The organism is Mesorhizobium sp. M0802 (assembly GCF_040320115.1).
Lineage (GTDB): Bacteria > Pseudomonadota > Alphaproteobacteria > Rhizobiales > Rhizobiaceae > Mesorhizobium.
This window is the reverse complement of sequence record NZ_JAMYOY010000014.1, coordinates 117,035-130,012: the sequence shown is the minus strand read 5'-3', so window position 1 is coordinate 130,012 and position 12,978 is coordinate 117,035. Positions and strand designations below refer to the sequence as shown.

6 protein-coding genes are annotated in these 12,978 nt (G+C 63.4%); 3 read left to right on the top strand and 3 right to left on the bottom strand.

From position 1 onward, the window contains the following. Nucleotides 1-61 precede the first annotated feature (61 nt). Together metH and NKI10_RS20035 are read right to left on the bottom strand one after the other, a co-directional pair. Nucleotides 62-3,871 carry a methionine synthase gene (metH, locus tag NKI10_RS20040; RefSeq protein ID WP_352861591.1) on the bottom strand — a complete coding sequence of 1,270 codons (3,810 nt, stop codon included), beginning with the start codon at nucleotides 3,869-3,871 and terminating at the stop codon, nucleotides 62-64. A 150-nt stretch (nucleotides 3,872-4,021) separates the two neighbouring features. Next, nucleotides 4,022-5,143, bottom strand: a complete 1,122-nt coding sequence (locus NKI10_RS20035; protein WP_352861589.1) for a KamA family radical SAM protein — start codon at nucleotides 5,141-5,143, stop codon at nucleotides 4,022-4,024. Nucleotides 5,144-5,344: 201 nt separating this feature from the next. On the opposite strand from NKI10_RS20035, the gene NKI10_RS20030 reads away from it, so the two are divergent. From NKI10_RS20030 to NKI10_RS20020, 3 genes are all read left to right on the top strand, one after another. Then, complete coding sequence (locus tag NKI10_RS20030; RefSeq protein ID WP_352810929.1) at nucleotides 5,345-6,991, top strand: acyl-CoA synthetase; 1,647 nt, start codon at nucleotides 5,345-5,347, stop codon at nucleotides 6,989-6,991. A gap of 244 nt (nucleotides 6,992-7,235) precedes the next feature. After that, nucleotides 7,236-8,129, top strand: coding sequence for a hypothetical protein (locus tag NKI10_RS20025; RefSeq protein WP_352497194.1), 894 nt, complete (start codon nucleotides 7,236-7,238; stop codon nucleotides 8,127-8,129). 262 nt (nucleotides 8,130-8,391) lie between these two features. Then, on the top strand, nucleotides 8,392-11,013 hold the full coding sequence (locus NKI10_RS20020) for a bifunctional diguanylate cyclase/phosphodiesterase (RefSeq protein ID WP_352861588.1): 2,622 nt from the start codon (nucleotides 8,392-8,394) through the stop codon (nucleotides 11,011-11,013). Nucleotides 11,014-11,058: 45 nt separating this feature from the next. Here the strand turns inward: NKI10_RS20020 and NKI10_RS20015 are convergent, their stop codons facing one another. Then, nucleotides 11,059-12,681 carry an ABC-F family ATP-binding cassette domain-containing protein gene (locus NKI10_RS20015; RefSeq protein ID WP_023742361.1) on the bottom strand — a complete coding sequence of 541 codons (1,623 nt, stop codon included), beginning with the start codon at nucleotides 12,679-12,681 and terminating at the stop codon, nucleotides 11,059-11,061. Nucleotides 12,682-12,978 lie beyond the last annotated feature (297 nt).

The following is a 12,978-nucleotide window of genomic DNA, read 5'->3' as shown; positions in this document are numbered from 1 at the left end:
TTTTTTCGACGGTGAAAAATCAAGGGAGCGGTCGAGCAGCCATTGGGCCACGTCGCAGCCGCTATTCCGCCGCCTCGGCATAGTGCTGAGGGACATAGTTGAGGATCGCGCCGAGCCAGCGCTCGACATCGGCCAGCGGCATGGCTTTGCGGCGGGCATAGTCCTCGACCTGGTCGCGCTCGACTTTGGCGACGCCGAAAAAATAGCTTTCGGGATGGGCGAGATAGATGCCGGAGACCGAGGAGCCCGGCCACATCGCATAGCTCTCGGTCAGGCTGACGCCGGCATTGCGCTCGCCGTCGAGCAGCCGGAACAAGGTCGCCTTCTCGGTATGATCGGGCTGCGCGGGATAGCCGGGCGCCGGGCGGATGCCGCGATAGGGCTCGCCGACCAGTTCGTCGGGCGCCAGCGTCTCGTCTGATGCATAGCCCCAGAATTCCTTGCGCACTTTCTCATGCATGCGCTCGGCAAAGGCTTCGGCGAAACGGTCGGCCAGCGCCTTGACCATGATCGAGGAGTAATCGTCGTTGGCGCGCTCGAAACGCTCTGATATCGCCACCTCCTCGATCCCTGCGGTGACGATGAAGCCGCCGATGTAATCGGGCTTGCCGATGTCGGCGGGTGCGACGAAATCCGACAGCGCGACATTGGCCTTGCCGTCGCGCTTGGTCAGCTGCTGGCGCAGCGTGAAGAAAGTGGCAAGCTCCTGCGAGCGTGCCTCATCCGTGAACAGCCTGATGTCGTCGCCGACGGCGTTCGCCGGCCAGAAGCCGATGACGGCGCGCGGCGCGAACCATTTTTCCGCGATGATCTTTTTCAGCATCGCCTGCGCATCCTCGAACAGCTGGCGCGCCGCCGGTCCCTGCTTCTCGTCATCGAGGATCTTGGGATAGCGCCCCTTCAGCTCCCAGGTCTGGAAGAACGGCGTCCAGTCGATGTAGCGCGAGAGCTCGGTCAGGTCCCAGTTCTCGAACACTTTCACGCCGGTGAAGGACGGCTTCGGCGGTTCATAGGCGGACCAGTCGACCTTGTGCGCATTGGCCCTGGCCTTTGCCAGCGGCAGCCGCTGCTTGTCGGCCTCGGAGCGGGCATGCGCGTCGGCGACCTTTTTGTACTCGGCCCGCACTGTGTCGACGTAGCCGCCCTTGGTCTCGTTCGACAGCAAGGACGAGACGACGCCGACGGCGCGGCTGGCGTCGTTGACATAGACCGTCTGTCCCTTGGAATAGCGCGGGTGGATCTTCACCGCCGTGTGCACGCGGCTGGTCGTGGCGCCGCCGATCAGCAGCGGAATGTCAAACCCTTCACGCTCCATCTCGGCGGCCATGTGCACCATCTCGTCCAGCGACGGGGTGATCAGGCCGGACAGGCCGATGATGTCGACATTTTGCTCGCGAGCCGTCTGCAGGATCTTCGCCGCCGGCACCATGACGCCGAGATCGATGATCTCGTAATTGTTGCAGGCCAGAACGACGCCGACGATGTTCTTGCCGATGTCGTGGACATCGCCCTTTACAGTCGCCATCAGGATTTTGCCGGCCGTCTGGCGCTCGCCATTGTCGATGCCATTGGCGGCGTTGGCCAGTTTTTCGGCCTCCATGTGCGGCAGCAATCCGGCCACCGCCTGCTTCATCACGCGCGCCGACTTCACCACTTGCGGCAGAAACATCTTTCCAGCGCCGAACAGATCGCCGACGACATTCATGCCGGCCATCAGCGGGCCTTCGATGACATGCAGAGGCCGCTCGGCCGCAAGCCGCGCCTCTTCGGTGTCGGCGTCGATGAATTCGGTGATGCCGTTGACCAGCGCATGGGAAATCCGCTGCTCGACTGTCCAGTCGCGCCAGGCGAGATCGCGCTCCCTGGCGTCCTTGCCGGCCGTGCCCTTGAAACGCTCGGCGATCTCCAGCATGCGTTCGGTGGCAGTGCCGCCGGCCCGGGGCGCGCGGTTGAGCACGACGTCCTGGCACGCTTCGCGCAGCTCCGGCTCGATCGTGTCGTAGACGGCGAGCTGGCCGGCATTGACGATGCCCATATCCATGCCGCGCTGGATGGCGTGGTAGAGGAACACGGCGTGCATCGCCTCGCGCACGGGCTCGTTGCCGCGGAAGGAGAAGGACAGGTTCGAGACGCCGCCCGAGATATGCACATGCGGCAGCGTGGCGGTGATCTCGCCGGTGGCCTCGATGAAGTCGACGCCGTAATTGTCGTGCTCCTCGATGCCGGTGGCGACCGCGAAGACGTTGGGGTCGAAGACGATGTCTTCGGGCGGGAAACCGGCCTGTTCGGTGAGCAGCTTGTAGGCGCGGTTGCAGATCTCCACCTTGCGCGCCTTGGTGTCGGCCTGGCCGGCCTCGTCGAAGGCCATGACGACCACCGCCGCGCCATAGGCGCGCACCAGCTTCGCATGATGCAGAAAGGCTTCCTCGCCTTCCTTCATCGAGATGGAGTTGACCAGTGGCTTGCCCTGCACGCATTTCAGCCCGGCCTCGATGATCTCCCATTTCGAGGAGTCGACCATCACCGGAACACGGGCGATGTCGGGTTCGGCGGCGATCAAATTGAGGTACTCGACCATCGCCTTTTTCGAATCGATCAGGCCTTCATCCATGTTGATGTCGATGATCTGTGCGCCATTGGCGACCTGGTCGCGCGCCACGTCGAGCGCCGGGACATAGTCGCCCGCCGTGATCAGCTTTCGGAACTTGGCCGAGCCGGTGACGTTGGTGCGTTCGCCGACATTGACGAAGGGAATCTCGTCGGTCAGCGTGAACGGCTCCAGCCCGGACAGGCGCATCTTGCGCTCGATCTCGGGGATGGCGCGTGGCGGATATTTCTTGACAGCCTCGGCAATCGCCCGGATGTGCTCCGGCGTCGAGCCGCAGCAGCCGCCGACGACATTGACCAGCCCTTCGCGCGCAAAATCCTCGATCTGCGCGGCCATGAAGTCCGGGCTCTCGTCATAGCGGCCGAATTCATTGGGCAGGCCGGCATTCGGATAGGCGCAGACGAAGGTGTCGGCGGCGCCTGAAATTTCGGCCAGATGCGCGCGCATCGCATTGGCGCCGAGCGCGCAGTTGAGGCCGATGGTGAAGGGGTTGGCATGGCGCACCGAATGCCAGAAGGCGGTCGGCGTCTGGCCCGACAGCGTGCGGCCGGAGAGATCGGTGATGGTGCCCGAAATCATCACCGGCAGGCGCACGCCCTTTTCGAGGAAAATCTCGTTGCAGGCAAAGATCGCCGCCTTGGCGTTCAGCGTATCGAAGATGGTCTCGATGAGAATGATGTCGGCGCCACCGTCGACCAGGCCGCGCAACTGCTCGCCATAAGCCAGGCGCAATTCATCGAAGGTCACGGCGCGATAGCCGGGATTGTTGACGTCGGGCGACATCGAGGCGGTGCGGTTGGTCGGCCCGAGCGCGCCGGCGACGAAGCGCCGCTTGCCGTCCTCCTGCTGTGCCCTCGCCGCTGCCCGACGCACCAGCCGCGCGCCGTCGCGGTTCAGCGCGTAGACGGCATCCTCCATGCCGTAATCCGCCTGGGCGATCGAGGTCGAGGAGAAGGTGTTGGTCTCGAGGATATCGGCGCCAGCGATGGCGTATTGATAATGGATCTCCTCGATCGCCTTCGGCTGCGTCAGGATCAAGAGGTCGTTGTTGCCCTGCTGGTGGCAGGCGCAGCCGGCGAATGCCTCGCCGCGAAAATGCTCCTCGTCGAAACCGAGACCCTGAATCTGCGTGCCCATGGCGCCGTCGAGAATGAGAATGCGCTCGCGCGCCGCTGCCGTGAGCGCCGCAAGCACTTCGGACCCATCGGGTCTGGCCGCGACGGGGCCGAACAATGCGTCCAGCGATGCAGAATTCTGCGACATTTTTTATCCTTGAGGCGACAACCATCACATAAGGATATCTTTATGTCAACATACGGAATGCAGGCGAACGCGTAGTGGCGAGAGTTTGGTGCGATGGTCATCCCGATCGACAATGTGACGGCGACGGTCATTGTCGCCGCTGGGCCGTGCCTACACCACCACGTCCCGATATACCCTCACCTCGCCATCCTGGCCGCGGATGCGCCAATCCTGCCCTTCCCGCCCCTCGACATGGCATGGCCCGAGCGGCACCTTGCCGCCGCCTTCCGGCAGGTCCAGCACATAGACCGGATTGCAGATGCCCGACAGGCGGGCGCGCAGCGCGCCGGCCAGCGCCTGTCCCTGCGCAATCGTGGTGCGCCTGTGCGCCATGCCGCGCGCGAGGTCGCCGTGGTGCAGGTAATAGGGTTTGACGCCGAGCCGGTACATCAGTTCGCGGCAGAGTTCCTCCAGCACCTCGACCGTGTCGTTGACGCCCTTGAGCAGGACACTCTGGTTGAGCAGCACGAAGCCTGCCTGGCGCATGACGCGGCAGGCCAATTCGGTGGCCGGCGTGATCTCCCGCCCATGGTTGAAATGGGTGACGATTGTGACCATCAGCCGGCCCTGCAACGCGCCAACCAGCCCCGGCGTGATGCGCGCGGGCAGTACGACAGGCACGCGCGTGTGGATACGCAGCAGCCTCACATGCGCGATCGCCTCGATACGGGCGCGGATTTCGGCCAGCGCCTTGTCCGGCAGCGAAAGCGGATCGCCGCCGGTCAGGATCACTTCGCGGATTTCGGTATGGGCTTCGATATAGGCAAAGGCGTCTTCGAGCGCCTCGCGCGTGTAGCCGCGGCCGATCGAGGTCAGAGACTCCTTGCGGAAGCAGAAGCGGCAAGAGACCGCGCATTGGTAGGTCGCAAACAACAGCACGCGGTCGGCGTGGCGGTGCGTCAGTCGCGGCACCGGACTGAAGGCATGGTCGGCGATCGGATCGTCGAGCTCGCCTTCCGTTTCCGTCAGCTCATCCGGCGATGGAATGACCTGGGCGCGGATCGGGTCGGCGGGATCGTTCCAGTCGATCAGGTCGAGATAGGTTTTTGGGGCACGCACCTTGTGGCGCGTAGCCGCCTCCTGCGCCGCCGCGTGCTCGGCGGGTGACAGCGGCAGCGAGGCGAGATCGCGGACGTGGCGCACGCCCGCGCGGATGTCGTTTTGCCAGGCGGTGTCGGCATCGCGTCCTTCGTCGGCGATGGCCGCGTCATCGAAAGTTGAGTCTGGGGTCATTGGGGCCTCGGGGCAATTCTGGCGGTGCTATCGGCCGGATGGATGGTTCGGTCAACAGCTGTGGCTCGGCGCGGATTGTCGCTGCGCTGCGATCCTTCGCATTCCCCGACTATCGCCGTAATCGACCAGCGCAGCAATTTCAGGCAATCTGACCGATAAGGCGCTCCAAGGCGAGATGGGCGCCGCCTAGGGAGGACCGCGATGAGCAAAATGCCGCGCTATGAGGATGCCGTTCAGCGCTTTCGCATCGAAGATGAGATCGCGCGGTTGTATGGCAACCCTGGAACCGGCATCAATGCCTATGTCGAATGCTGCGGCCGCTACACCGGAGAAGACCGGCTGGCGCTGCGCGCGATCTCGGCCGGCGGCGAGCTTCGCGAATTCAGCTTCGACGATCTCGCCGACATGTCCGGGCGCGCCGCCAATGTGCTCAAGGCCGCCGGCGTCGGTGCCGGCGATGTCGTCGCCGGCATGCTGCCGCGCGTCCCCAAACTGGTGGCGCTGATCCTCGGGACGTGGCGCATCGGCGCGGTCTACCAGCCGCTGTTCACCGCCTTCGGTCCGAAAGCCATCGAGCACCGCCTCGGCTATAGCGGCGCCAGGATCGTGGTGACCAACCCGGCCAATCGCGGCAAGCTCGACGAGGTCGAGACATCAGCGCAAATCGCCACCATTCTTGGCAATGGCGATGTGCTACCTGCAGGCGACATCGATTTCCGCGCCGCGCTTGCCGCCGCCTCGCCCGAGTGCCAGCCGGTGATGCGCAAGGGCGACGATTTGTTCATGATGATGTCGACGTCGGGAACGACCGGCCTGCCCAAGGGCGTCCCGGTGCCGCTCCGCGCCCTGCTCGCCTTCGGCGCCTATATGCGTGACGCGATCGGCTTGCTGCCCGACGACATCTTCTGGAATATCGCCGATCCCGGCTGGGCCTACGGCCTCTATTACGCCATCACCGGCCCGTTGCAGCTCGGCATCGCCACGACCTTCCATGAAGGCGCCTTCAACGCCAAGAGCACTTACGACATCATCGAGCGGCTCGGCGTCACCAGCCTTGCCGGCTCGCCGACCGCCTATCGCCTGCTGATGGCGGAAGGCGCGGAAGCTGCGGCCCGTGTCAAAGGCAGACTGCGCGTGGTGAGCAGCGCCGGCGAGCCGCTCAACCCGGAAGTCATCCGCTGGTTCGACGCAAATCTCGCCGCGCCCATTCACGACCATTACGGCCAGACCGAGAACGGCATGATGGTCAACAACCATCATGGGCTCTCGCATGTCGTGCGCGCGGGCTCGGCCGGCTTCGCCATGCCCGGATATCGCATGGTGGTACTGGACGAGGCCGGCAACGAGCTCGGCCCCAACCAGCCCGGCATCCTCGCCGTCGACATCGCGAAGTCGCCGCTGCGCTGGTTCGACGGCTATCACCAAGCCGAGACGCCGGCGACCACGGGCGGCTACTACCGCACCGGCGACACGGTGGAGTACGAGCCGGACGGTTCGGTTTCCTTCATCGGCCGCGCCGACGATGTCATCACCTCGGCCGGTTATCGCATCGGCCCGTTCGACGTCGAAAGCGCGTTGATCGAGCATCCGGCGGTCAACGAGGCGGCTGTCGTCGGCGTGCCCGATCCGCAGCGCACCGAGATCGTCAAGGCCTTCGTCGTTCTGGCGCCGGCTTACAAGGGCAATTCGGAGCTCGCCGAAGAGCTGGCCCAGCACGTCAAGAAACGGCTGTCGGCGCACGCCTACCCGCGCGAGGTCGAGTTCATCACGGAACTGCCGAAGACCCCAAGCGGCAAGATCCAGCGCTTCCTGCTGAGGAAGGCGGAGGTGGAGAAGCGCAAGGCGTGATTAGGCGCCAATCTCCCCCCTCGAGGGGGAGATGTCGCCGAAGGCGACAGAGGGGGTCGTTGCGCGTGAAGCGCTAACGTCGTCTCGCGCTGCAAAAGGAGTCAGCGCTTCACGCGCGGCGACCCCCTCTGGCCTGCCGGCCATCTCCCCCTCATGTGGGGAGATCTGCAGCTCCAACGGCGTCTTTTTTCAGCCCAATGTTGTCATGTATCCTTGGAATCGAACGTAGAGCAGGGTTTATATCATGCGGTGGGTCTGGACGTTTCTGTTTGCACTGGTGAGCAGCGTGGCTTTCGCGGCCTCGCCGGAGGACGACTATGTGGCCGCGCGTGACAATGCGATTGCTGATATCGCAGCGCTGAACAGTGCGAACGCGGCAATCGAGACCATCGACGCTGAGAACGAGAAGGCGCTGGCCGACCTCCAGCAGCGTCTTGCCGGCATTATCGGGCCGCTGGCGGTCAAGGACTTTCCGCCAACCGGCACAATCAATATCGAAAGCCTCAGCGACTCCGATATCGGCTATGGCATGCTCGATGGGCTGCGATACACCAAGGGCGACGACGGCCCCAGCCTAGTGGCAACGACGCGAGGGCTGCTGGAGCGCTGGCTCCAGTCCAGAACCGCCGAGACCGACGAAAGTTTCAAACTGCCCGCCGGCATCGATGAGGCGCTTAAGCTGGATGCCTTCTATACCCAGGCGATCAACAGCGACGCCGCCTTCGAGGGAACGCTCGACTTTCCATTGAAGAAACCCGAAGGCGCCGACATCGCCTTCGCACGGCTCGGCGGCTGGACGCAGGACGTCGGGCCGATCTATGAGCAGGAAGTCATCGTTACGCTCGTCAAAGGCAACAGCGTGAGAATTATCGCAGCGCCGGCAGCGCCTGCCGTTCCGAAGATCGCCGCCTGCGACGCCGTGTGGGCTGCTGCGGACGCCGCCGCGCAGAAATTCCAGGAGGCCTACCAGGCATCGGACCTGAAGGACGAAAAAGCGTTCGAGTCCTCCAACGCCGCCTGGGACAAGGGCGACAGCGACTACCGGGCCTGCATGGCGCAGCGCCTGCCGGCTGACCCGGCTTTCCCGGCGCTGCTCGCCCAGGCGCAGGCGCTGGCCGATCAAATGGCTGGGAAGTAAGCCTCCCGCAAGGGCCCGCGCGGCAAGATCAGGCGGCTTGTTGCAATCTGAGGCGAATATGACTTCGCCGCTGGGTTGCAGAACGCTGCAACCTGGCGTCCTACTTTCGGACACTCATTCAGATTTCGGCTGGACCCTGGCAGCCAAAAGCTTACCGTTTGTTCTCGGATTCGTCTCGAAGCTCAAACTTAAGCTTTAGCTACTATGGTCGACCGAAGGACTACTGTCCTGGAAAGGTCTTCGGATCGAGTTGGCAGGTGCAATGCTCAATTCCGGCCGGTTGAAACGGGCCGTTTTTTCTTCCGCCAACTTGCCGGCGGCGATTGCCTTTGTCGTGCTTCTCGTCTGCGCCCTGGTTGCCGACCAGAGGAACAGAGAGGTCTCCGATCAGCTGGCGCGCGCCGACGTCCTGGCGAAGGTCAACATCATACGCGCCAAGCTCGAAGGCAACATAGGCGGCAATCTCCAGCTGGTTCAGGGTCTCGTTTCGACAATCGTTACCGAGCCTTATATGGGCCAGCAAAGATTTGCGGCACTCGCCCGTAATCTGTTCGAGCAAAAATCGCAGTTGCGCGATATTGCCGGCGCCCCCGACCTCGTCATCGCGCTGATGTATCCGCTGGAAGGCAATGAAAAAGCCATCGGGCTGGACTACCGCAAGAGCGATACGCAACGCATGGCCGCGCTTCGCGCCCGTGACCAGCGCGCGCTGGTGCTCGCCGGGCCGGTCAAACTGGCGCAAGGCGGACGTGGCTTCATCGGCCGTATCCCGGTCTTCGTGCCGACGGCGGGTGGCGGCGACCGTTTCTGGGGTATCGTCTCGGCCGTGATCGATGTCGATCGGCTCTACGCTGCCAGCGGACTGACCGACCCTGATCTGGATATCGATGTGGCGCTTATCGGCAAGGATGCGCTCGGCGGCGGCGGGGAACTGTTCTTCGGCGGCGATAATGTCGTGTCCGGCAATCCGGTGATGGCAGAGGTGCAATTGCCTTCAGGCTCCTGGCAAATTTCAGCCATACCGAAGGGCGGCTGGCCGACCGCTCCGAAAAATGAGTGGCTGTTGCGTCTGCTCATGGCGCTTGCCGGCGCGCTGGTGGTGCTGCCGATCCTCGTGGCAGGACGTCTTTTCGGTGAGCGGCAGAAAAGTGACGCCGAGTTGAGGCGCCTGTCCCGGCGGCTGGAGCTGGCGTTGGAAGCCTCTGCTATAGGCGTGTGGGAGCACGATACCGTCAGCAACGAACTCGTATGGGACGACCGCATCAACGAAATCTATGGCAAACCCGGCGGCGGCAAGACCCGTAGCTATGACGACTGGGCGCTGGCGATCCATCCCCACGACTTCGAACGGGCTAAAGCAGATTTCGATTCGGCTGTTGCAACACAAGGCCCCTACTCTTCGCAGTATCGGCTCCTGCGGCCGGACGGCACCATTCGCCATGTGCGCACCCGCGCCAGTTTCTTCCGGGACATCGACGGCACGCCAAAAATGATCGGCGCCGAATGGGATGTGACAGGCGACGTGCTGCTCAACGAGAATCTCGTGCGTGAACGTCGCCTTTCAGAATCGAAAAATGCCGAACTGAACCTGGCCAAAGCCCGCATCGAGCATGTCGCGATGCATGATTCGCTGACCGGTCTGCCCAACCGTCGGTATCTGGACGAGATGCTTGCCGAAAACCGCGAAGCCGACGGCCGTGCGGCGTTGCTGCATCTCGACCTTGACCGGTTCAAGCAGATCAACGACACGCTCGGCCATGCAGCGGGCGATGCATTGCTGGTGCATGCTTCGAAAGTCATCAAGGCCAGCGTCGGCAGTGCCGATTTCGTTGCGCGCATCGGCGGCGACGAGTTTGTCGTGCTGAGCCATGGACGCGACGACAAGGAACTCGCCGCGCTGGCCGACCACATTATCGATGCGATGCGCCAGCCGGTCGACTATCTGGGTCACCAGTGCCGGTTCGGCGTCAGCATCGGCATTGCGGCCAATAGCGGCGTCGATGCAAGGCAGTTGCTTGTCAATGCCGATCTGGCGCTGTACCGGGCGAAAGGCCGCGGCCGCAACCGCTACGAGTTTTTCAACGAAGAGCTGCAGAGCGAGATCGTGCGGACCAAGCAGACCGCCGACGAGATTCTGGGCGGGCTCGAGCGGAACGAATTCATCGTCTACTATCAGCCGCAGTTCGACGCCAAGACGCTGGAGATCGTCGGCGTCGAGGCGCTGTCGCGTTGGGATCACCCGCAACGCGGCATGCTGACCCCCGACGCCTACATCAAGGTGGCTGAAGAACTCAATGTCGTGGCGCTTATCGACCGCACCGTCCTGGAGCAGGCGCTCGATAATTTCGAGCGTTGGTCGCGCAGCCACCTCAACATCCCGCGCGTCTCGGTCAACGTTTCCGCACGGCGCCTGGAAGACAGGGACCTGATCAAGGGTTTGCGCAAGCTTCCCATCAAGGAAGGGACCGTGTCGTTCGAACTGGTGGAGTCGATTTTCCTCGACGAAAACGACGAGCTGGTCAGCTGGAACATCGAACACATCAAGGGGCTCGGCATCGACGTCGAGATCGACGATTTCGGCACCGGGCATGCCTCGATCGTCTCGCTGTTGAAGTTGCGGCCCCGTCGCCTCAAGATCGACCGCCAACTGGTCACCCCCATCACCAGCTCAACCGCACAGCGGCAGCTTGTGTCGTCCATCATCGACATCGGCAAGTCGCTCGGGATCGAAGTGATCGCCGAGGGCGTCGAGACGATGGAGCACGCGCGCATCCTGAAAGAGCTTGGCTGCGACATCTTGCAAGGCTTCCTGTTCGGCTACCCGATGGACGCCAAAGCCTTCAAGGCCTTCGCGCAGTCGCGCAAATGGCTGGCGGCGAGCTGACAAATCCTGGCTTTGCTCGACGCAAATGCGGACGCAGGACCTGCGTCAGGTCCGCAGCCCCGGCGCCTCGTGCCCGGTCCTCTCCACATATTCGGTATAGCCGCCGCCATAGGTGTGGATGCCTTCGGGCGTCAGTTCCAGCACGCGGTTGGAGAGTGCGGCCAGGAAATGGCGGTCGTGCGAGACGAACAGCATGGTGCCTTCGTATTGCGACAGCGCCGTGATCAGCATCTCCTTTGTGGCGATGTCCAAATGGTTGGTCGGCTCGTCCAGCACCAGCAGGTTGGGCGGGTCGAACAGCATCAGCGCCATTACCAGGCGCGCCTTTTCGCCGCCCGACAGCACCCGGCATTTCTTCTCGATCTCGTCGCCGGAAAAGCCGAAGCAGCCGGCGAGTGCCCTGAGCGGCGCCTGGCCGGCTTGCGGAAACGCGTCCTCCAGCGTCTGGAACACGGTGCGTTCGCCCTCCAGCACCTCCATGGCGTGCTGGGCGAAATAGCCCATTTTCACACTCGGCCCCCGCGCAACTGTGCCGGCATCGGGGTCGGACGCGCCGGCGACCAGCTTCAGCAGCGTCGACTTGCCGGCGCCGTTGACGCCCATGATGCACCAGCGCTCGCGGCGGCGGACCTGGAAGTCCAGCCCTTCATAGATCGAGCGGCTGCCGTAACCCTTGTGGACGTTCTTCAGCGTCACGACATCCTCGCCGCAGCGCGGCGCCGGCTGAAAATCGAAATTCACGATCTGACGGCGCTTGGGCGGCTCGACACGATCGATCTTGTCGAGCTTCTTCACCCGGCTCTGCACCTGGGCGGCGTGTGACGCCCGCGCCTTGAAGCGCTCGATGAAAGCGATCTCCTTGGCCAGCATGGCCTGCTGGCGCTCGAACTGCGCCTGCTGCTGCTTGTCGGCGATCGCCCGCTGCTGCTGGTAGAATTCGTAGTTGCCGGAATAGGCGGTGAGCGAACCGGCGTCGATCTCGACCACCTTGTTGACGATGCGGTTCATGAACTCGCGGTCGTGCGAGGTCATCAGCAGCGCGCCCTCATAACCCTTCAGGAACTGCTCCAGCCAGATCAGGCTTTCGAGATCGAGATGGTTCGACGGCTCGTCGAGCAGCATCACGTCGGGCCGCATCAACAGGATGCGGGCCAGCGCGACGCGCATCTTCCAGCCGCCGGACAGCTTGCCGACATCGCCATCCATCATTTCCTGGGAAAAGCCGAGGCCGTCGAGCACTTCGCGGGCGCGGCCATCCAGCGCATAGCCGTCGAGTTCCTCGAAACGGTGCTGCGCCTCGCCATATTTCTCGATGATCTCATCCATCCGGTCGGCCTGGTCGGGATCGGCCATGGCCGCCTCGAGTTCCGCCATTTCGGCCGCCACGTCGCTGACCGGCCCGGCGCCGTTCATCACTTCGGCCACAGCACTGCGGCCGGCCATGTCGCCGACATCCTGGCTGAAATAGCCGATGGTGACGCCGCGATCGACCTGCACCTGGCCTTCGTCGGGCTGTTCCTGGCCGGTGATCATGCGAAACAGCGTCGTCTTGCCGGCGCCGTTCGGCCCGACAAGGCCGACCTTCTCGCCCTTCTGTAGCGAGGCCGAGGCCTCGATGAAGACAAGCTGGCGGCCGTTCTGCTTGCTGATGCTTTCAAGACGGATCATGCGACTGGAAGAACCTTGGAAGATTTTCCCCGGCCCTTACGCGATCGGCCGCGCCAGAGGAAGCGCCCATTTGACGCCGCGCGCAAAAGCCGCTGCGGTCCGCACCTCCAGAATGCAAAACAGCCCGCCGCGCGATTTTGCGCAACGGGCTGTTTTTGAACCAGCTTCTGTACTCAGTTCGGTGCGGGCACTTCCGCTTCTATTGACGGCACCTGCTGGGCGGCGAGCGAGGCGAGCTTGCCCCGTCTGACGAGTGTCGGCTTCTCATAGGATCGTTTCATAAATTCCCCTCTCTTA

Excerpts from the sequence above, each read along its gene's own strand:
- NKI10_RS20020 (WP_352861588.1), top strand. The coding sequence starts at position 8,392 with ATGCTCAATTCCGGCCGGTTGAAACGGGCCGTTTTTTCTTCCGCCAAC.
- NKI10_RS20035 (WP_352861589.1), bottom strand. The coding sequence starts at position 5,143 with ATGACCCCAGACTCAACTTTCGATGACGCGGCCATCGCCGACGAAGGA.
- NKI10_RS20025 (WP_352497194.1), top strand. The coding sequence starts at position 7,236 with ATGCGGTGGGTCTGGACGTTTCTGTTTGCACTGGTGAGCAGCGTGGCT.
- NKI10_RS20030 (WP_352810929.1), top strand. The coding sequence starts at position 5,345 with ATGAGCAAAATGCCGCGCTATGAGGATGCCGTTCAGCGCTTTCGCATC.
- NKI10_RS20015 (WP_023742361.1), bottom strand. The coding sequence starts at position 12,681 with ATGATCCGTCTTGAAAGCATCAGCAAGCAGAACGGCCGCCAGCTTGTC.
- metH (WP_352861591.1), bottom strand. The coding sequence starts at position 3,871 with ATGTCGCAGAATTCTGCATCGCTGGACGCATTGTTCGGCCCCGTCGCG.